The 17791-nt window shown below is 55.9% G+C and carries 19 protein-coding genes and 1 pseudogene; 18 read left to right on the top strand and 2 right to left on the bottom strand.

The window, feature by feature from the left end:
- The first annotated feature begins 9 nt into the window (after window positions 1–9).
- From MTP41_RS06245 to MTP41_RS06195, 11 genes are all read left to right on the top strand, one after another.
- On the top strand, window positions 10–765 hold the full coding sequence (locus tag MTP41_RS06245; protein ID WP_097777193.1) for a 5-deoxy-glucuronate isomerase: 756 nt from the start codon (window positions 10–12) through the stop codon (window positions 763–765).
- Window positions 766–770: 5 nt separating this feature from the next.
- Complete coding sequence (locus MTP41_RS06240; protein ID WP_097777287.1) at window positions 771–1457, top strand: ribulose-phosphate 3-epimerase; 687 nt, start codon at window positions 771–773, stop codon at window positions 1455–1457.
- Between the two features lie 4 nt (window positions 1458–1461).
- Complete coding sequence (locus MTP41_RS06235) at window positions 1462–2235, top strand: 3-ketoacyl-ACP reductase (protein WP_097777194.1); 774 nt, start codon at window positions 1462–1464, stop codon at window positions 2233–2235.
- A gap of 76 nt (window positions 2236–2311) precedes the next feature.
- Entirely contained in the window at window positions 2312–4279 is a 1968-nt protein-coding gene (locus MTP41_RS06230; protein ID WP_097777288.1) for an FAD-binding protein, read from the top strand.
- A gap of 28 nt (window positions 4280–4307) precedes the next feature.
- Complete coding sequence (locus MTP41_RS06225; RefSeq protein WP_097777195.1) at window positions 4308–5345, top strand: LacI family DNA-binding transcriptional regulator; 1038 nt, start codon at window positions 4308–4310, stop codon at window positions 5343–5345.
- A gap of 13 nt (window positions 5346–5358) precedes the next feature.
- Window positions 5359–6153 carry a 3-ketoacyl-ACP reductase gene (locus MTP41_RS06220; RefSeq protein ID WP_343214668.1) on the top strand — a complete coding sequence of 265 codons (795 nt, stop codon included), beginning with the start codon at window positions 5359–5361 and terminating at the stop codon, window positions 6151–6153.
- An 18-nt stretch (window positions 6154–6171) separates the two neighbouring features.
- On the top strand, window positions 6172–7179 hold the full coding sequence (locus tag MTP41_RS06215; protein WP_165852909.1) for a ketopantoate reductase family protein: 1008 nt from the start codon (window positions 6172–6174) through the stop codon (window positions 7177–7179).
- Between the two features lie 15 nt (window positions 7180–7194).
- Window positions 7195–7632, top strand: coding sequence for a MaoC family dehydratase (locus MTP41_RS06210; RefSeq protein ID WP_143405491.1), 438 nt, complete (start codon window positions 7195–7197; stop codon window positions 7630–7632).
- 16 nt (window positions 7633–7648) lie between these two features.
- Window positions 7649–8086, top strand: a complete 438-nt coding sequence (locus MTP41_RS06205; RefSeq protein ID WP_097777199.1) for a MaoC/PaaZ C-terminal domain-containing protein — start codon at window positions 7649–7651, stop codon at window positions 8084–8086.
- Window positions 8083–8553, top strand: coding sequence for a MaoC/PaaZ C-terminal domain-containing protein (locus MTP41_RS06200; protein WP_097777200.1), 471 nt, complete (start codon window positions 8083–8085; stop codon window positions 8551–8553). The genes MTP41_RS06205 and MTP41_RS06200 overlap by 4 nt, the downstream gene beginning before the upstream one ends.
- Before the next feature lie 16 nt (window positions 8554–8569).
- The gene (locus tag MTP41_RS06195; protein WP_242959194.1) at window positions 8570–8965 is read left to right on the top strand and encodes a cupin domain-containing protein; all 396 of its coding nucleotides are present in this window, start codon (window positions 8570–8572) and stop codon (window positions 8963–8965) included.
- Between the two features lie 575 nt (window positions 8966–9540).
- Here the strand turns inward: MTP41_RS06195 and MTP41_RS06190 are convergent.
- Window positions 9541–10002 (bottom strand): annotated as a pseudogene (locus tag MTP41_RS06190) (transposase); the annotation flags it as partial.
- A gap of 62 nt (window positions 10003–10064) precedes the next feature.
- Between MTP41_RS06190 and MTP41_RS06185 the strand changes: the two are divergent.
- The 7 genes from MTP41_RS06185 to MTP41_RS06155 all read left to right on the top strand — a co-directional run bounded on the left by MTP41_RS06185 (window position 10065) and on the right by MTP41_RS06155 (window position 16948).
- Window positions 10065–10259: a hypothetical protein gene (locus MTP41_RS06185; protein WP_097777201.1), complete on the top strand. Its 195-nt coding sequence runs from the start codon at window positions 10065–10067 to the stop codon at window positions 10257–10259.
- 336 nt (window positions 10260–10595) lie between these two features.
- Window positions 10596–12494, top strand: coding sequence for a BglG family transcription antiterminator (locus tag MTP41_RS06180; protein WP_249236441.1), 1899 nt, complete (start codon window positions 10596–10598; stop codon window positions 12492–12494).
- Window positions 12487–12804, top strand: a complete 318-nt coding sequence (locus MTP41_RS06175; protein ID WP_097800916.1) for a PTS lactose/cellobiose transporter subunit IIA — start codon at window positions 12487–12489, stop codon at window positions 12802–12804. Before MTP41_RS06180 ends, MTP41_RS06175 begins: the two co-directional genes overlap by 8 nt.
- Window positions 12805–12833: 29 nt before the next feature.
- Window positions 12834–13139: a PTS sugar transporter subunit IIB gene (locus tag MTP41_RS06170; protein ID WP_097777204.1), complete on the top strand. Its 306-nt coding sequence runs from the start codon at window positions 12834–12836 to the stop codon at window positions 13137–13139.
- 35 nt (window positions 13140–13174) lie between these two features.
- The gene (locus MTP41_RS06165; protein ID WP_120120523.1) at window positions 13175–14467 is read left to right on the top strand and encodes a PTS sugar transporter subunit IIC; all 1293 of its coding nucleotides are present in this window, start codon (window positions 13175–13177) and stop codon (window positions 14465–14467) included.
- 16 nt (window positions 14468–14483) lie between these two features.
- Window positions 14484–15911: a glycoside hydrolase family 1 protein gene (locus tag MTP41_RS06160; RefSeq protein WP_249236440.1), complete on the top strand. Its 1428-nt coding sequence runs from the start codon at window positions 14484–14486 to the stop codon at window positions 15909–15911.
- A 113-nt stretch (window positions 15912–16024) separates the two neighbouring features.
- Window positions 16025–16948 carry an AEC family transporter gene (locus MTP41_RS06155; protein WP_097777207.1) on the top strand — a complete coding sequence of 308 codons (924 nt, stop codon included), beginning with the start codon at window positions 16025–16027 and terminating at the stop codon, window positions 16946–16948.
- A 243-nt stretch (window positions 16949–17191) separates the two neighbouring features.
- Here the strand turns inward: MTP41_RS06155 and MTP41_RS06150 are convergent, their stop codons facing one another.
- Window positions 17192–17749: a LemA family protein gene (locus tag MTP41_RS06150; protein WP_120020421.1), complete on the bottom strand. Its 558-nt coding sequence runs from the start codon at window positions 17747–17749 to the stop codon at window positions 17192–17194.
- Window positions 17750–17791 lie beyond the last annotated feature (42 nt).

Below are 17791 nucleotides of genomic sequence, written 5' to 3'. Positions count from 1 at the left end.
AGAACCGTTATGAAACAGTATTTCAAACCGCATGAGATCCTGACGAAAAAAGAACCGGCAGACCTTGGCATGGTGTACACCTCGGTACAGCGTGTGGAAGTGGGAGCGGAGCCTGTTGCGCTGGAAAGCGGAGCGGAAGAACTGTGCTTCATCTGCATCGGAGGCAGGGTGGATTATCAGACAGAGGGACAGAGCGGCACGGCGGTCCAGATGGATATGCTGTATCTGCCCATCGAGTCCGGCATCACCTTCACTTCCTCCGAGGGCGGGGTGATGATGCGTTACGGCGCACCCTGTACCCGCAGGACGAAGTTCGGTCACATTCGCTTTGCGGATGTGGACAAGGACAGCCGCCACAAGGTGTATGGAAAGGTGGAAAACGGCACCCGCCGCGATGTGTGGAACTACATTGACGAATCCTTCGATTCCTCCCGCTTCCTCACCGGCATCTGCCATGGCGCGGACGGCGGCTGGACCGCATGGCCGCCCCACGAGCACGGCAGGGAGCGCGAGGAGACGTACGTCTACTTTGGCATGGGCAATGGCTTTGCCGCACAGTTCGTGTACGATGATATGGACCAGCCCATCGTGGCAGCACTGGTGCGGAATGGTGACGTGATCACCATTCCCCACGGCTACCATCCCAATGTGGGCTGCCCCTGCGGCGGCATCACCTACGCGTATGTGATGGTGTCCACCACAGCAGAGGACCGCAAATTTATGGACCTGCGCACGCAGAAGATCTTTGGCGATAAACTGGAGTGATGACCATGAAACAGGCGTTGATCAACTGTCCCTCGCTTGCAAACAGCAGCCTGCTGGAGCTGGAAGAGGATATCCGCCAGTTCTGGAACAGCGGGGTGCGCTGGTTCCATATTGATATCATGGATGGGCACTATGTGCCAAACCTCTGTTATCCGGTGCGGCTGGTTGCAGACCTGAAAGCAAAATACCCGCAGGCGATCGCTGATGTGCATATGATGGTCACAGACCCTGCTGCCTACATCGAACCCCTGCGCGCCGCAGGCGCAGACTATGTCAGCTTTCACGCCGACAGCACCCATTTTGTGATCCGCAGCCTGCGTGCTATCCGCGAAGTTGGCATGAAGGCGGGCATCGTGCTCAACCCCTCGCAGCAGGTGGACGTGATCCACCCGTATCTGGACTGGGTGGATCTGGTGGTGCTGATGACTGTGGAACCGGGCTTTGCCGGGCAGAAGTTCATGGTGGAGTCGCTGCCGCGGCTGGAAGAGCTGTCAAAGCTCCGGGAGGAAACAGGCAAAGAGTTTCTGATCTCCATTGACGGAGGCATCAATTATCCCAATGTTCAGCCCTGCGTCCGGCGCGGTGCAAACCTGTTTGTCACCGGTGTCTACACGGTGTACCGTCAACCGGACGGCATCCCGGCAGCATGTCAGCGCTTTGAGCAGGAAATGCGGAAAGGTCTGGTGGAGTGATCCGATGAAAAAAGATGTAGCACTGATCACCGGAGCAAGCCGCGGCATCGGTCTTGCGGCAGCACGGCAGCTGGCAAAAGACGGATACCGGGTGGGGATCATCAGTACAGGCCCGCAGGAACGCTACCCCGATGCGGTGGCCGCGCTGAAAGCGGACGGCGCAGAGTTCTACTGGTTCAGCGGAGATCTGGGCAGCAGCGCAGACCGTGCACGCATTGCCCGGGAAGCGGTCCAGACGCTGGGCGAGATCCGCATTCTGGTCAACAACGCAGGCGTGGCACCCAAGACCCGCACCGACCTGCTGGAGATGACCGAGGAAAGCTACGACCGCGTGCTGGGCGTCAACACAAAGGGCAGCATGTTCTTTACCCAGCTCATTGCAAAACACATGATCGGGCTTTCGATGGAAGGCAGGGTCAAGCGCGGCACCATCGTCAACGTTTCGTCCTGCTCGGCAGATGTGGTGTCTTTGAACCGCGGCGAATACTGCGTGTCCAAGGCGGGGGTGTCCATGCTGACTAAACTGTATGCTGCGCGCCTCGCCCCGGAGGGCATTCTGGTGCATGAGGTGCGGCCCGGCGTCATTGCCACAGACATGACCACCACCGTGCAGGAAAAGTACGACAGGCTCATTGCGCAGGGGGCGTTTCCCATTGCGCGGTGGGGCACGGCAGAGGACGTGGCAAACGCGGTCTCCCTGCTGTGCAGCGATCAACTGGCGTATACCACGGGCAACTATCTGGATGTGGACGGCGGTTTCCACATTCGTGTCCTGTGATCTGCAGAGCAAAAAGAGGTGAGGAACAGCAAAAGGGCGGATAAAAAGCTTGCTGGTGCAGAAAGGACTGCAAATCATGGAAACGAAGAAATTTACATTCCGGCGCAGCGATGTTATAATTGTAGGGAGTGGAGCGGCAGGCTTAAATGCCGCGATCGCCCTGAAAAAACAGGGCATACAGGACGTAACAGTGCTTACCGAGGGACTGACCTTTGGGACCTCGCGCAATACTGGCTCGGACAAGCAGACCTACTATAAGCTTACCAGTTCCGGAACCACGCCGGACAGCGTGCGTCAGATGGCACAGACGCTGTTTGATGGCGGCTGCGTGGATGGGGATATCGCACTGGCGGAGGCGGCGGTCTCGACGAGAGCGTTTTTCCATCTGGTCGATATCGGAGTGCCGTTTCCCTGTAACCGGTATGGGGAGTATGTGGGCTACAAAACGGACCACGATCCGTTCAAACGCGGCATTTCGGCAGGTCCGCTGACTTCCAGATACATGACCGAACGGCTGATCGAGGAAGCAAAGGAGCTGGGTGTCCGGATCCTGGAAGGCTATCAGGCTCTGGAGATCCTCACGGCACCGGACGGGGAACAGAAAAAGGCAATTGGTGTGCTGGCGCTGGAATACAAAAAGCAGGAACCGACCTATGCGGTGTTCGGTGCCGCAAATGTGATCTACGCCACCGGCGGCGAAGCCGGAATGTACAAAACCTCGGTGTACCCCACGGCGCAGACCGGAGGCACGGGTCTGGCGCTGCGTGCGGGTGCACGGGGCAAAAACCTTACCGAGTCGCAGTATGGCATCGCATCCATCAAGTTCCGCTGGAACCTCTCCGGCAGCTACCAGCAGGTGCTGCCCTGCTACATCTCCACCGATGAGAACGGCGGCGATGAGCGGGAGTTTCTGGAAGATGCTTTTCCGGATGCGCAGTCCCAGCTCAACGCGATTTTCCTCAAGGGCTATCAGTGGCCCTTTGACCCGCGCAAGACCCGCAGTTATGGCTCTTCGCTGATCGACATCCTGATCTACATTGAAACGGTGCAGAAAAAGCGGCGCGTCTTTCTGGATTATCGGCGCAACCCGCGCTGTGCCCTGACCGATGGCAAAATGGATTACACAAAGCTCAGCGAAGAAGCACTGGAATATCTGCGGGAGTCCGGTTCCATGCAGGAACTGCCCATCCAGCGCCTTGCGGCAATGAACCCCGCCGCCATCGAGCTGTACCGCAGCCACAACATCGACCTTGCCGCCGAGCCGCTGGAGATCGCCATCTGTGCCCAGCACAACAACGGCGGACTGGCAGGAGACTGCTGGTGGCAGAGCAACATCCGCCACCTGTATCCGATAGGTGAGGTGAACGGCACCCATGGCGTGTACCGCCCGGGCGGCACGGCACTGAACGCGGGTCAGGTGGGCGGCATCCGAGCGGCAAGCTACATTGCACACCACGATGCGGCTCTTGCCCCGCCGGACGAGCAGCAGGTGCTTGCGGCAGCCGGGGAACAGATCTGGGCTGCAATGGAGTTTGGCATGCAGGCGCTGCAGCGCGGAGGCAGCTTTGATATGGCTGCAGAGCGTGCAGCACTGCAGGAGCGCATGTCCTGCTGCGGTGCGGTGATCCGTGGGCGTGAGGCAGTACAGACAGCGTGTGAGGAAGCACTGCAGCAGCTGCATCGCATCGAGAAAGAAGCATCCCTGTCCACTCCCTTGCTTCTGGGACAACTTTATCGGTTACGGGATCTGGCGGTAAGTCAGTTCGTATATCTGTCTGCGATCCGCAATTACATCCAGCAGGGCGGCAGGAGCCGCGGCTCTTACCTGATCTGCGACCCGGCGGGCGAAAAACCGCTGGGATCGCTGCCGGAGATTTTCCGCTTCGTGCTGGAGGATGGAACGATGCTGCAGACCATACAGGAGGTGGAGTATGCGCAGGGCGCGTGCACCTTCTACTGGCGCGGCTGCAGGCCGATCCCGGAAACGACCGAATGGTTTGAAAAAGTCTGGCAGGAATACCGCAAAGGCGCGGCATTCCAGTAAATATTTAAAGTAAAGGCAGAGTGGTAGTATGGTAACCATCAAAGACGTTGCAAAGTACGCAGGCGTATCCTACAGTACTGTGTCACGGGCACTTGCGGACAGCCCGCTGGTGGATGCCAAGACCAAGAAAAAGGTCTTGCGAGCGGCGGAGGAAATGCACTATGTGCCCAATCAGATGGCGCGCAGCCTCAAGGGCGGCAAAAGCCGCACGGTGCTGCTGATCGTGCCGGATTTGACAAATGCCTTCTTCCCCAAGATGGTTACATGCTTTGAAGAAAATCTGCGCAAGCACGATTACAGCATCCTGCTGGGCATCTCGGACAACACCGAAGAGCAGGAGAACCGCTGCTTTGAGCGCGCCAGCTCCTTCGGGGCAGAGGGCATTGTGTGGATCGCCTGTGATGAGAATCAGGAGCGGATCAGTAACCTGATCCGGAGCACCGATGTGCCGGTGATCCTGATCAATCGCGAGATGGATGTGGACGCTGCCTGCGTCACCAACGACAATCGCCGCGGTGCATGTGCTGCGGTGGAATGCCTGCTGCAAAACGGGCACCGCCGCGTGGCATGTCTCATCCGTGATGTGAACCAGCAGCACTTCAAAGAACGCTACCTAGGCTGTCAGGATGCATTCCGAAAATATGGTATCTCGGACGAAGAAGTAACGTATCTGTGCGCGGAAAATACCGGCACAGCATATGAGGAAGCCTGCAGGCTGCTTGCCGCGCCGAACCGCCCCACTGCATTTTTTGTGTTCAGTGACTGGCTGGCGGACAGTGTGTACAGCGCGGCGGCAAGCCTTGGACTTTCGATCCCGCAGGACGTCTCGGTGGTGGGCTACGATGACATTGACCGTGCACAGTACATGCTGCCGGCACTGACCACATGGCACCACCCGATCGAGCAGATCGCCACCGTGTCGGTGGACATCCTCATGCGGCAGATCGACGGCGACACCGCTACCCGCGGCAACCACATTGTGGTGCCGGGCAGACTGGTGGAACGCAATTCGGTCCGGGATCTGACAAAACAAGACAATGAACCAGCCCCGGTAGTCCCGGGCTGAACAGGAGGATTGAATGATGAGAAAGACTGCAATCGTGACCGGCGGAAGCCGCGGCATTGGGTTTGGCATTGCACTGGAGCTTGCAAAGCATGGCTATAACATCGCGATTCTGGACGTGAATGATCTGGAAGATCCCAGCCGTCCGGATTACAAAGAGAACATGGCAAAGCTGGAAGCTGCCGGGGCGGAATATCTGTACCAGAAGGGCGACACCCGTACTGCCGCAGATCGCGAGAGCTTTGTGAAGGCTGTGGTCGAGCGTTTTGGCGAGATCGACGTGCTGGTCAACAATGCAGGCGTGGCCCCCAAGATCCGGCTGGACATGCTGGAGACCACCGAAGAAAGCTTTGATTTTGTGGTGGGCACCGTGCTCAAGGGCACCATGTTTATGACCCAGCTGGTGGCAAATCAGATGCTCAAGCAGCCGTGGGACCCGGAAAAAGAGCCGAAACGGGGAACCATCATCAACATTGGCTCGGCATCTGCCACCGTATCTTCTACGAACCGTGTGGAGTACTGTGTGGCAAAGTCCGGCCTGATGATGCTGACCACCTGCTATGCCGACCGTCTGGCGGCGGAGGGCATCATGGTGCACGAGCTGCGCCCCGGCGTCATTGACACGGACATGACCAAGGTGGTGCACGAAAAGTACACCCGCCTCATCGCCGAGGGGCAGTTCCCCATTGCACGCTGGGGCACCCCGGAGGATCTGGGCAAGGTCGCGCGTCTGGTATGCGATGACGATTTTGTTTACACCACCGGCAACTACATTGATGTGGACGGCGGATTCCATATCCGCCGCCTGTAATAGGCGATGCGGGCGGCGGTGTACGGTGCCGGGGCGCTGGGAACAGTGCTTGGCGCGGCGCTGACCCGCAGCGGGGCCGATGTAGAGCTTGTGTCCCGCGATCAGGAGCATGTGGATGCACTGAACCGCAGCGGGGCACGCATCACGGGTCTGCGGGAGTGGACAGTTCCGGTAAAGGCGTGCACACCGCAGCAGATGTCCGGACGCTATGACGTGATCCTTCTGCTGACAAAGCAGATGGCAAACACGGCGGCGCTGCCCCGGCTGGCAGAGCATCTGGCTCCGGATGGGATCGTGTGCGCCTTGCAGAACGGCATCCCGGAACCGGAACTGGCAGCAGCGCTTGGTGCAGACCGGGTGGCGGGCGGTGTGGTCACATGGAACGCGGTACGCATCGGGGCAGGGCAGGCACGGCTCTCGCCGCCGGAAAGCTCGCTGCATTTCAAGATCGGATCGCTGCCCGGCACAGATCCCCGGAGGCTGGACCCGGTAAAGGCACTGCTGGAACGGTTCTGCCCGGCAGAGCCGGTGGAAGATCTGCTGGGTCTGCGCTGGAGCAAGCTGCTCATCAATGCGGCACTCAGCTGCCCGGCAAGCATTCTGGGCGGAAAATGCGGTGCTGTGTTGGAAGATGCGCGCTGGCGTCGGATCGCGCTGTATCTGCTGCGGGAGTGTATCGCGGTGGGACATGCCGCCGGGGTGAAGTTTGAACCGGTGCAAGGGTACGATTACCCCGCCGAGCTTGCATTTTCTACCCTGCGGGAAGAACAGCAGGTGCTTGCGAAGATGCCGGAGCTGTTTGCACGGAATGCGCCTGCCGTTCCCAGTATGCTGCTGGACCTGCAGAAAAAACGCCCCTGCGAGATCGGAGCGCTGAACGGCTTTGTCTGCCGCACAGGACTGGAACGCGGGGTGCCGACCCCTTTCAATGATACAGCTGTCCGGCTGGTCCGCGAGATCGCAGCGGGAGAAAAAACATTTTCACCGGAACATGCGGTGGAGTTTGCGGCACTGCTGCCGGAGTGATGGGAGGTGCTGATTTTGTCAACATTGGAATTGAACGAAAAGGAAAAAAACGTCCAGTCCATCCCCATGGGACAGAAGGCGTATTATTCCAAGACCATTTCCGAGGCGGATGTCACGCTGTTTGCCGGCATCACCGGCGACAGCCAGCCGCTGAGCACCAATGCCGAGTTTGCCGCAGCGACATCTGCAGGGCGCTGTGCCGTGCAGAGTGAACTGCTGGCAAGCTATACCTGGCCGGTGTCCACCGAGATCGCCAGCCCCGGTGCCGTGACCATTGATCAGGAGCTGACCTTTTATAAGCCTGTCTATGTGGGCGACACCATCACCGTGGTGGGGGAAGTGACCAGAAAGGTGCTCGAAAAGAAATATGTCTATGTCCGCACGACTGTGTACAACCAGAACGATGAAATAGTTGCAGACGGCTATGTGCGGGAACTGATGCAGGTGCACTGAAAGGAGGCGGAACACGATGGAAATGAGCTATCCCCCTAAAATACTGCATGTGGGCGATTTTGCGCTGTTTCCCAAAACGGTGAGCGCCTCGGACGTGACATTGTTTGCCGGAGTGAGCGGCGACATGAACCCGCTGTACCTGAACGAGACCTACGGACAGCACAGCAGCTACAAAATGCGTCTGGTCCCGTCTATGCTGATCGCCAGCATGATGGGCGGCGCAGTAAACCGTCTGCTCCGTCCCTCCTCCTGCCCGGTGGAACGCCGTTTTTCGGTAAGAAAGCCGATGCAGGTGGGCGACACCCTTACGACCCGCGCCGAGGTCAGGGAGATCGACGAAGAAAAAGGGCAGGTCCGCGTGGAGCTGACCGCCTACAACGCCGCCGGTGAGCTTGTGATGCAGGGCGAGTCGGTGGAGGATGTCCGGATGTGCAGAGGAGGCGAGGAGCGTTGACGCAGGATAAGTCGGTCACTGCAAAGTGCATACAGGAAATTCGGGTCGGGGATACCGCCTATGCGGCAAAGACCGTGACCGAGGCAGACGTGATGATGTTTGCGATGCTGAGCGGCGACTATGCACCTCAGCACGTCAGTGCAGCATTTGGCGCAACGATGAGCTACCACAGCCGCATTGCCCATGGGATGCTTACGGTGGGTCTGGTTGGGCCGGTCCTGAACAGACTGTGCGGGGATACGTCCTGTACGGCGTACCAGAAGGTGCACTTCAGCAGTGCAGTGCTGCTGAACGATACCGTTTATGTCAAAGGCACGGTGACAGCAGTGGACCCCGAAAAGCAGCTGGTCACCATCGAAGCGACCGCGGCACGCAAAGAAATTCTGGAAAAGCTCGAAGCTGGCACCGCACAGAAGGGGGAGCGCCCGTTTCTGTCTGCAGTGTTCCAGCAGAGCCTTGCAGTATAAAGGGAGGAAAAACACCATGGCAGAGATCCATAAGATCAGCATTTATCAGGATATCGAAGGCACCGAGTTCCCGGCAGGCCGCCGTACCCGCGTTCTGGTGGGTGTGGACAGCCCCCTGCAGGCAGAGCACTATGTGGTGGGTACCGCAAATGTCCATCCCGGCGGCGGTGTGCCGGAACATGCCCATGAGACCGAGGAAACCTACATCATCCTGTCCGGCACCGGTGAGATGATCATTGACGGAGAGCCGGTGCCTATCAAGTCGGATGATGTGATCTATCTGCCCCCCATGCAGCGCCATGAACTGAAGAACACCGGTGACACCGAGATGCGCACGATTTTTGTGTACGCGCCCAAGATGGTGGTGGAGCACTGGGCACAGGAGTCCAAGGGTGAGCTGCCCATGAAGTAAGTCCCGGCGGGGCAGTCCGCCCATCGGGGGACTGCCGCAAAATGGAATGCAGAGCGGAAAAAGCCTCTGTTCTCATGCAATGGAGAACAGGGGCTTTTTGCTTTGCCGGATCCTGAATGGGACAAAGTGCGGCAGAGCGGGCAAATTGGCTGCGCACGACCCGGGTGCCAAACGGCATCCGGCGCTGCCCCAAGGCGGGCAAGTGGGGCGCTGCACGGAGCAAGTGTGAATATATTTCATTCAAACATGAATATTGACACTATGTTTTCATATACGCTTGCGTTTTATGCGTAACGGGTGTATGATGCGTCACATCAGCGAAGTGCGTTGAAAAGAAAACGGAGACTAACTATTAAAAGTCAAGACCCAAAATGAAAAAATCCGTCTGCCGACCGCTGCCCCTGACAAACAGCATTCAAATGCTGAAATCAGAGCAGCGAGGGCGACGGAGAGAACAGCAAAGCAAGCCCAGCCAGCCCTCGCACGAACAGGATAGCATTTGAATGCTTCGGTTCGTCAAGGGTTCGCTGCGCCAGCTAAGTTGTTCTTGGATCTAGCTCAGGCTCAGGAGAAAATCAGGCAGCTGCAAGATATGCCTTGCCGGATTTCTGCAAGGCATAGATCAGCCGCACGAGTTTCTTCATGGCATGGGATAAGGCAATATTGTAGTGCTTCCCTTCAGCACGTTTTTTGGCAAGATATTTAGCAAAGACTGGGTTCCAATGGCAGACATACTTGGTTGCGTTGTAAAGGGCATGTCGCAGGTAGCGAGAGCCACGTTTTTCCATGTGAGCGTAACAGTTTGTGAGTTTTCCGGACTGGTATGTAGATGGAGAGCAGCCAACATAAGCAAGAATCTTGTCAGGAGAACTGAAATTGGAGAAATCCCCGATTTCTGCGAGGATCACAGCGGCGGAGTTTACTCCTATGCCCGGAATCGAAAGAATCGGCGGGTTCAGTTCATCCATGATCTGCTGAATGGAATCTTCGATTTCGTTAATCTCGGAGGTGAGTTCCTGAATGAGTTTAATGGTATGATCACCGATTTGAAGACGCATACAATACCAGTACCGATGACAGGAAAGGAGGCCCACGCAATATGTGTGATGTGCTTGATAAAGTGGAAAACAGAGGCATTGAAAAAGGCATCGTGAAAGGCGAGAGCCGCGGAGAAAACAAAATGGCTTTACTGGTAAAGAAGCTCCTTGACCAGAATCGCATTGACGATGTAAAGAGGGCTTTCGAAGATGAAAAGAGCCGTGCGGAGTTGATGAAAGAGCTTGGAATCAACTGAAAAATTGAAAACCGCGATGTGTCGTTACTCCGAACGCTCTGTAATTTTGGCTGCCGCTCAGGCTGCTATCAAGAATCCCCGCAAGTGACCGTGCGAGCGCTTGAAAAGCGCAAATAAAAAACCATAACGCAAATGAACCGCCCCGGTTTCCGAAGCAGGAAGCCGGGGCGGTTTTTGTGTTGACTGGCAGAATATCCAAACGGTAAAATATACATGCAACAATTTCCGGAGTGGATGTGGAAATTCTGGACGTGGAACGAATTGAGCAAAAATGCTATAATTTTAACAGCGATAAGAAAATAAATGTGCTAATCAACAGGCCGGGGAGGTGAAAAGATGGACGAGCGGATCTGGACGATCGCTGAAATACTGGACCAAAGTGGCCCTATGACGGCGGATGAACTGGCCGCACAACTGAAACTCAGCGGCAAAACAGTGCGGAGCCTGATTAAGACCTACGCAAAGGAAATGCAGGAAAATGGCTTTTGCATCACAGCCAAACCCGGCAGGGGGTTCGGCATTGAGATCACGGATGCACAGACGTATGTGTCGGGCAGCAAACCACAGCAGGGAGAACAGACCGGCATCCCGCAGGACGCGCAGGAGCGGATACAGCGGCTGAGACAGTATCTGCTGGAAAAGGATGGCTATTCCAAGCTGGATGATCTAAGCGAGCAGTTTTTTGTGTCGCGGCGGTCAATCTCCAACGATCTGCGCGAAGTGGAGCGGCAGCTGGCGGAATACGGGCTGAGCATCCGCCGCAAACCGGGCTACGGCATCTGCGTGGTAGGCCGTGAGACGAACCGTAGGATCTGCATTGCGGCGCAGCGGGACGAGAGCCGCCCGGTCGGGCAGCAGATACAGGAGCTGGTCAGCCGGGTGCTGGAAAAAGAAAAATTCGCCATGTCCACGATGGCGCTGGATAATCTGGCGGTCCACCTTGAGGTCGCAGTGGAGCGCATCCGCACGGGGCACGCGATAGAAAGCTCGGATGGTATGCAGGCAGACCTTCCGGAGCGGATCCTGGAAGTGGCCAGCCACATCGCCGTGCAGATCGAAAACATGACGGGCGTGGCTTTTCCACTGCCGGAGGTCTGCTACATTGCTATGCATCTGAACGGCAAACAGATGTACCGGGCAAACGCAATGACCTCGGATGAAAATTTGGTGATTCCGCAGGAGGTCAACCGCATCGTATCGGATATGATCGAGCAAATCTACGAGGCGTTCCGCATCGACTTCCGGGACAATCTGGAACTGCGCATGGGCCTGTGCATGCACATGGTGCCCTTGCTGGCGCGGATCAAGAGTGGGATGCGGATGAAGAACCCGATCCTGCAGGATATCAAGCGGGAGTATCCGCTGGCCTACGAGATGGCCACGCAGGCGTGCAGCGTGTTGCAAGACATCAGCCCGAACCCCATCAAGGAGGACGAGATCGGTTATATCGCCGTCAGCTTTGCGCTGGCACTGGAACGGCAGAAGGCCAAAGAGTGGGCACCTAAAAACATCCTGATCGTCTGCGCCAGCGGCAAAGGCAGCGCCCAGCTGCTGGCTTACCGCTACCAGCAGAAATTCGGCAAGAATTTGGGCCGGGTACAGACCTGTGACGTGATCGGGCTGCGGAGCGTGAACTTCAGTAAGATCGACTATGTGTTTTCCACGGTGCCTATTCCCATTTATGTCCCGGTGCCCATCCGACAGATCCAGTTCTTCCCCACCGAAAAAGAACTGACCCAGATGAAAAAGCTCTTGATGCAGGGCAAAAAGGGGACTGTGGAAGAATATTTCAGCCCGGAGCTATTTCTGCCACATCTCAACTGCGAAACACGGGAGCAGGTACTGGAACAGATGTGCCGGTTCGTGTGCGGCAAAAAAAAGCTGCCGGATGATTTTTTACAGCTCGTGAAAAAGCGGGAATCGCTGGCCGCCACTTCGTTTGGTGGGCTGGTGGCAATGCCGCATCCGTGGAAGGCAGTCAGCAAAGATACCTTCGTCTGCCTTGCCATTCTGGACAAGCCCGTGCAGTGGGGCGAAGCAAAGGTACAGGTGGTATTTCTGGTGTCCATCGCGGACGATGCCACCGCAAAACTGCAAAAATTCTATCAGGTTGTTGCGCAGCTTATGGTCGATGAAGCCTGCATCTGCAAATTGATCGCAGAGCGCCGGTTCGAGGTCCTGTTGGGGCTGCTGAGACAAAAAGAACAAGGACTGGAGGAACAAGAAAATGGTTGATGACGAGAAGTACGAAGTTGCATTTGAAATTATCGCCTGCGCTGGTGATGCAAAATCGCTGGCACTGATGGCAATCGAGGAGGCCCGCAACGGCAATTTTGAACAGGCCGAAAAAAATCTGGCCGAAGCAAGAGAGCAGATGGCCAAGGCGCACGATGTACAGAACGATATGCTGCAGAGCGAAGCTCAGGGCAAGAGCGTGGAACTGAACATCGTGCTGATCCACGCAGAGGATCACCTGACCATGGCAATCATGTCCATCGATTTTGCAGAAGAGTTCATTGAACTCTATAAGCAGAATCATAAATAAACACGGAACACAAGAAAGGAAGGATCGTTATGAAAATCATGCTGGCTTGCTGCTTGGGAATGTCCACGAGCGTCGTCGTCCAGAAGATGAAGGACGCTGCAAAGGAGCAGGGCAAGGACTATGAGATCTGGGCTGTGGATCAGAACAAGATTGCGGAGAACGTTGGCAACTTTGATGTGCTGCTGCTGGGCCCGCAGGTGCGCCATCTGCAGCGCAAGGTCAAGGCAACTGTGGGTGACAGTGCACCGGTGGCGGTCATTGATGCACTGGCCTATGGCCGCTGCAACGGTGCTGCCATTCTGAAGCAGGCCGAGGATCTGGTGAACAACGGCTGAGTTGTTTGGAAAATCCCTTTTGGAGGAGAAAAAACATGAGTAAATTTAGCGACAAGTTCGTTGATGGCATGAGCCTGGTGGCCGAAAAAGTGGACGAAAACAAGTTCCTTGGTGCAATCAAGGATTCGTTCACCATCTACATGCCGTTCGTTATCGTTGGCTCGTTCATGAACCTGTTCAACACCATCCTGTGCAGCACCACTACCGGCCTTGCCAAGTGGGTCCCCGCACTGGAAGCACTGAAGCCTATCTTTACCGCTGCAAACTTTGCAACGCTGTCTTGCATGACCCTGCCCATCGTGTTCCTGATCGGCCTCAAGCTGGGCAAGAAGAACAATGTGCCAGAGCACATCTCCGCTATTATGGCGCTGGCTTCCTATCTGACCATCTGCCCGCAGATCGTCTCTGTAGTGGTGGACGACAAGACTGGCACCGCCAGTGGCCTGCCCGGTGCAGCATTGGGTTCTCAGGGTCTGTTCGTGGGTATGCTGATCGCCATTCTGGCAAGCCAGCTGTTCGCCTTCCTGATGACCTTCGATAAGCTCAAGATCAAGATGCCGGCATCTGTTCCCACTGCTATCACTACTTCTTTCAACGCTCTGATCCCCATCGTGCTCACCCTGTTGGGCGTTTCCGTTGGCGGTTACGCATTCCGTCAGATCAGCGGCCAGTACCTGACCGACTGGATCTACACCACCATCCAGCATCCTCTGGAGAATGCATTCCAGAGTCCTGCCGGTCTGTTCATCATCATTCTGGTCTGCCGTGCATTCTGGTTCCTGGGTATCCATGGTGACCTGATCATCAAGCCTGTGCGTGACCCGTTCTTAGCTGCTGCTCTGGCTGCAAACGTTGCCGCTGTTGCTGCTGGTCAGACTCCGTCCTCTCCCATCACCTACGGCTTCTGGGTCGCATTTGTGGCTCTGCCGGTTTCTCTGCCCGTCTGTCTGGCCATCTTCCTGGTGTCTAAGCGTGAAGATTATCGCGCTGTTGCCAAAGTTGCCATTGGCCCCGCACTGTTCGGCATCAGCGAGCCCATGGTCTTTGGCCTGCCTCTGGTTTTGAACACCACCATGCTGATTCCCTCCATCCTCTCTGTTATGCTGTGCTCCGGTACTGCACTGTTTGCAAGCACGATTGGCTTTATGCCCTGCAACACCGTTGACGTTGCCTTTGGTACGCCCGTGCTGCTGAGTGCACTGATTGGCCACGGCTGGCAGGGTGTTGTGGTGCAGATTATTGGTCTGGCACTGGCAACGCTGGTGTATATCCCCTTCATGATCGTTGCCAATAAGCAGGCAGAAGTAGAGCAGGCCGCTCAGAACTGATAAAAGGAGAACTGCTGTGAAAACCTTTGCAAAAAACTTCTTATGGGGCGGCGCACTGGCGGCAAACCAGTGCGAGGGCGCTTATCTGGAAGATGGAAAGGGCTTAGAGATCTGCGACCTGCTGGAGACCGGCAAAGATCGTTTCATCAAGCTGGATCCGGCGCTGGAACTGCATGAGGGGCACGTCTATCCCTCTCATGAAGCGATCGATTTCTATCATCACTACAAAGAAGATATTGCCATGTTTGGCGAGATGGGCATGAAATGCCTGCGCACCTCCATTGCATGGAGTCGCATTTTCCCGAACGGCGACGATGCCGAGCCAAACGAGAAGGGTCTGACCTACTACGAGGATATGTTCCGGGAATTGCACCGCTGGGGCATTGAACCGGTGATCACGATCTCTCACTTTGAGACTCCGCTGGCGCTGGTCAAAAAGTACGGCGGCTGGGACAACCGCAAGCTGGTCGGCTTTTTTGAGCGCTACTGCAAGGTGCTGTTTGAGCGCTACAAGGATCAGGTCAAGTACTGGATGACTTTCAATGAAATCAACAACACCCTCAAGCTGCCTTATCTGGCAGCCGGCATGGTGGTGGCAGATGATGCCAATGCACCGCAGCGGCAGTATCAGGCTGCACACAATATGTTTGTGGCCAATGCACTGGCTGTCAAATCCTGCCATGAGATGATACAGGGTGCAAAGATCGGCTGCATGCTGTCTTTGAGCACGGCATATCCCAACACCTGCCGCCCGGAGGATGTGATGGAAACCTATCAGCTTCGTCAGCGTTCGCTGTTCTTCTCGGATGTGATGCTGCGCGGCCGTTACCCCTCTTACATCGATCGCAAGTGGGAAGAGCTGGGCGTACAGGTGCAGATGGAGCCGGGCGATTCTGAGCTGATTGCACAGAACACCAACGACTATCTGGCTTTCAGTTACTACATGACCTCTACCCACATTGCCGGCATGAAGATCCGCTCCAATACGGGCGGTCACGTAGGTGCGGACAATCCCTATCTGGAAAAATCCAAGTGGGGCTGGCCTATCGACCCGGTGGGTCTTCGATTCGTCTGCAACGAACTGTATGACCGCTACCAGAAGCCCATGTTCATTGCTGAAAACGGCCTTGGAACGGCAGACACCATTGACCCGGATGGCCGCATCCGCGATACTGCCCGCATGGAGTACCTCAAAAAGCACATCGAAGCTTTGCAGCAGGCTGTGGCTGACGGCTGTGATATCTTCGGCTACACTTGGTGGGGACCCATCGATATCGTGAGTGCCGGCACTGGCGAGATGGAAAAACGGTATGGCTTTATCTATGTGGATAAGGATAATCAGGGCAACGGAACCCTGCAGCGTCGGAAGAAAGATTCCTTCGAGTATTACAAAAAGGTGATCGCTTCCAACGGACAGGATCTGGAACTTCCCGCCGAGGACTAATCAAATAAAAAAGATCGGTGCAGTATTTTTCAAAACAACAAGAAAAATACTGCACTTGATTTTTTTGTGTGAGAGTGCAGCACGTACAACAGCTGCCGCAAAGGAATATCGATATGATAAGCTTGATTCTGGCAAAAAAGATCCTTTCGCTGTTTTTGGTCATGGCTCTGGGCATTGTGCTGGTGCGCTGCGGCATCGTCCGTAGTCAGGACAGCAAGGTGCTCTCCATGATCTCACTGTATCTGGTCATGCCATGTGTGATCATCTCGTCGTTTCAGGTGGAGTATCAGCCCGAGATTCTGAACGGTCTGCTGCTGGCACTGGCTGCGTCAGCGCTGCTGCATCTGGTGCTGATCGTGGTGGTTGGCTTTCTGGGCAAGGTGCTGAAACTGGATGGTGTAGAGGAGACCTCGCTGATCTATTCCAACGCAGGGAACCTTATTATTCCCATTGTGACGGCCATTCTGGGCAAGGAATGGGTCATTTACACCAGCGCATTTCTTTCGGTGCAGCTTTTTCTGCTGTGGAGCCATGCTAAAATGAAGCTCTGCGGAGAAAAAGGAATCGACCTGAAAAAGATTCTGACCAATATCAACATGATCGCCATTTTTGCTGGGGTGCTGCTGTTCCTGCTGCGGATCCAGTTGCCTGCACCTGTGCAGGATGCGGTGGATTCGATCAGCAGTATGGTTGGTCCAATGGGAATGCTGATACTCGGTATGCTGATCGCAGAAATGGACCTGAAAAAACTGCTAAGCTATCACAGACTATGGTGGATCACGCTGCTGCGTCTGGTGGGCATCCCGCTGATAGGAATCGTACTGTTGAAATACAGCAGCCTTGCAGCACTAGTGCCGGAGGGCAGAACAATACTGCTGGTTACACTGCTTGCCATCTGCACGCCGTCCGCGTCCACACTGACCCAGATGGCGCAGGTGTACGGCAAAGATGCAGACTACGCCAGCGCGATCAATGTGGTAACGACACTGCTGTGTATCGTCACGATGCCGCTGATGGTGGCATTGTACCAGATGTAAGTACGTGCGAACGCCCTGCAATTTTGTCACCCGCCCAGGGCTGCCATCAAGAATCCCCGCAAGTGATCGCGTAAGGGCTTGAACCGACACAAATAACACAAATAAAGCATAACAAATACCCCTCGGTTTCCTGCTGCGGAAGCCGAGGGGTGTTTTGCGTATTAAGGGTGGAACGAATGCGCCCTGTGATTTTATTCCACCTTCAAGCGGATCGAGGTGCCGGGCTTTTACGATGAAGAAGTTTTATGCGGGTTCCCGCCGAAAAGGCTGCGAGGGCTGGACAGGACAGGCCACCGGTGCATCCGGTGCAAACTGCAGGTATTCCCGCGGGGCAATGCCCAGCAGACCGGCCAGCAGGCCAAGGCGCTTTTGCTCCAGTGCACAGTTGAGCCGGGTGACGGAATCGTTGTAGATCAGGCTGCTGGTATAGACCATCCGACTGTAGCAGTTGGCCGCTTCCATGCAGCGCTGGTAGGCGGGGTCTGCTTTCAGGGAAGGGTGGTTCTCGGCCGCAATGGTGATGTAGGACATGGCCTGTGCAAGATGCTGCTCCTGTTCCAGCACCTGCGCCGGTGTGGACAGGGCATTGATGGAGGGCGGCAGCAGCACCAGCTGGGCCGAAAGGCCGTGGGTGCGGGCCAGTTCCAGCAGGGCTTCCAAAGCACGGAAGCGGGAAGAAAGCTGCAGGCCGATCTGGTTCATGGCAGTGTTGACATTCTCGTTCAGCTCGCTGAGACGGCGGCAGATGTAGCTGAGCCAGACCACGGCCAGCAAAATGACCGGGATGAGCAGAAATGCCATAGAAGACCCTCCCTGAAAAAAATAAGCTTAGACGGCAGTAGA

This window comes from Faecalibacterium sp. I4-3-84 (assembly GCF_023347255.1).
Classification (GTDB): Bacteria; Bacillota; Clostridia; order Oscillospirales; family Ruminococcaceae; genus Faecalibacterium; species Faecalibacterium taiwanense.
This window is presented reverse-complemented; position numbering and strand designations above follow the sequence as displayed.

What these genes read in the sequence shown, in the direction of transcription:
- MTP41_RS06245 (WP_097777193.1), top strand. Translation starts at nt 10, where the DNA reads ATGAAACAGTATTTCAAACCGCATGAGATCCTGACGAAAAAAGAACCG.
- MTP41_RS06240 (WP_097777287.1), top strand. Translation starts at nt 771, where the DNA reads ATGAAACAGGCGTTGATCAACTGTCCCTCGCTTGCAAACAGCAGCCTG.
- MTP41_RS06235 (WP_097777194.1), top strand. Translation starts at nt 1,462, where the DNA reads ATGAAAAAAGATGTAGCACTGATCACCGGAGCAAGCCGCGGCATCGGT.
- MTP41_RS06230 (WP_097777288.1), top strand. Translation starts at nt 2,312, where the DNA reads ATGGAAACGAAGAAATTTACATTCCGGCGCAGCGATGTTATAATTGTA.
- MTP41_RS06225 (WP_097777195.1), top strand. Translation starts at nt 4,308, where the DNA reads ATGGTAACCATCAAAGACGTTGCAAAGTACGCAGGCGTATCCTACAGT.
- MTP41_RS06220 (WP_343214668.1), top strand. Translation starts at nt 5,359, where the DNA reads ATGATGAGAAAGACTGCAATCGTGACCGGCGGAAGCCGCGGCATTGGG.
- MTP41_RS06205 (WP_097777199.1), top strand. Translation starts at nt 7,649, where the DNA reads ATGGAAATGAGCTATCCCCCTAAAATACTGCATGTGGGCGATTTTGCG.
- MTP41_RS06195 (WP_242959194.1), top strand. Translation starts at nt 8,570, where the DNA reads ATGGCAGAGATCCATAAGATCAGCATTTATCAGGATATCGAAGGCACC.
- MTP41_RS06185 (WP_097777201.1), top strand. Translation starts at nt 10,065, where the DNA reads ATGTGTGATGTGCTTGATAAAGTGGAAAACAGAGGCATTGAAAAAGGC.
- MTP41_RS06180 (WP_249236441.1), top strand. Translation starts at nt 10,596, where the DNA reads ATGGACGAGCGGATCTGGACGATCGCTGAAATACTGGACCAAAGTGGC.
- MTP41_RS06175 (WP_097800916.1), top strand. Translation starts at nt 12,487, where the DNA reads ATGGTTGATGACGAGAAGTACGAAGTTGCATTTGAAATTATCGCCTGC.
- MTP41_RS06170 (WP_097777204.1), top strand. Translation starts at nt 12,834, where the DNA reads ATGAAAATCATGCTGGCTTGCTGCTTGGGAATGTCCACGAGCGTCGTC.
- MTP41_RS06165 (WP_120120523.1), top strand. Translation starts at nt 13,175, where the DNA reads ATGAGTAAATTTAGCGACAAGTTCGTTGATGGCATGAGCCTGGTGGCC.
- MTP41_RS06155 (WP_097777207.1), top strand. Translation starts at nt 16,025, where the DNA reads ATGATAAGCTTGATTCTGGCAAAAAAGATCCTTTCGCTGTTTTTGGTC.
- MTP41_RS06150 (WP_120020421.1), bottom strand. Translation starts at nt 17,749, where the DNA reads ATGGCATTTCTGCTCATCCCGGTCATTTTGCTGGCCGTGGTCTGGCTC.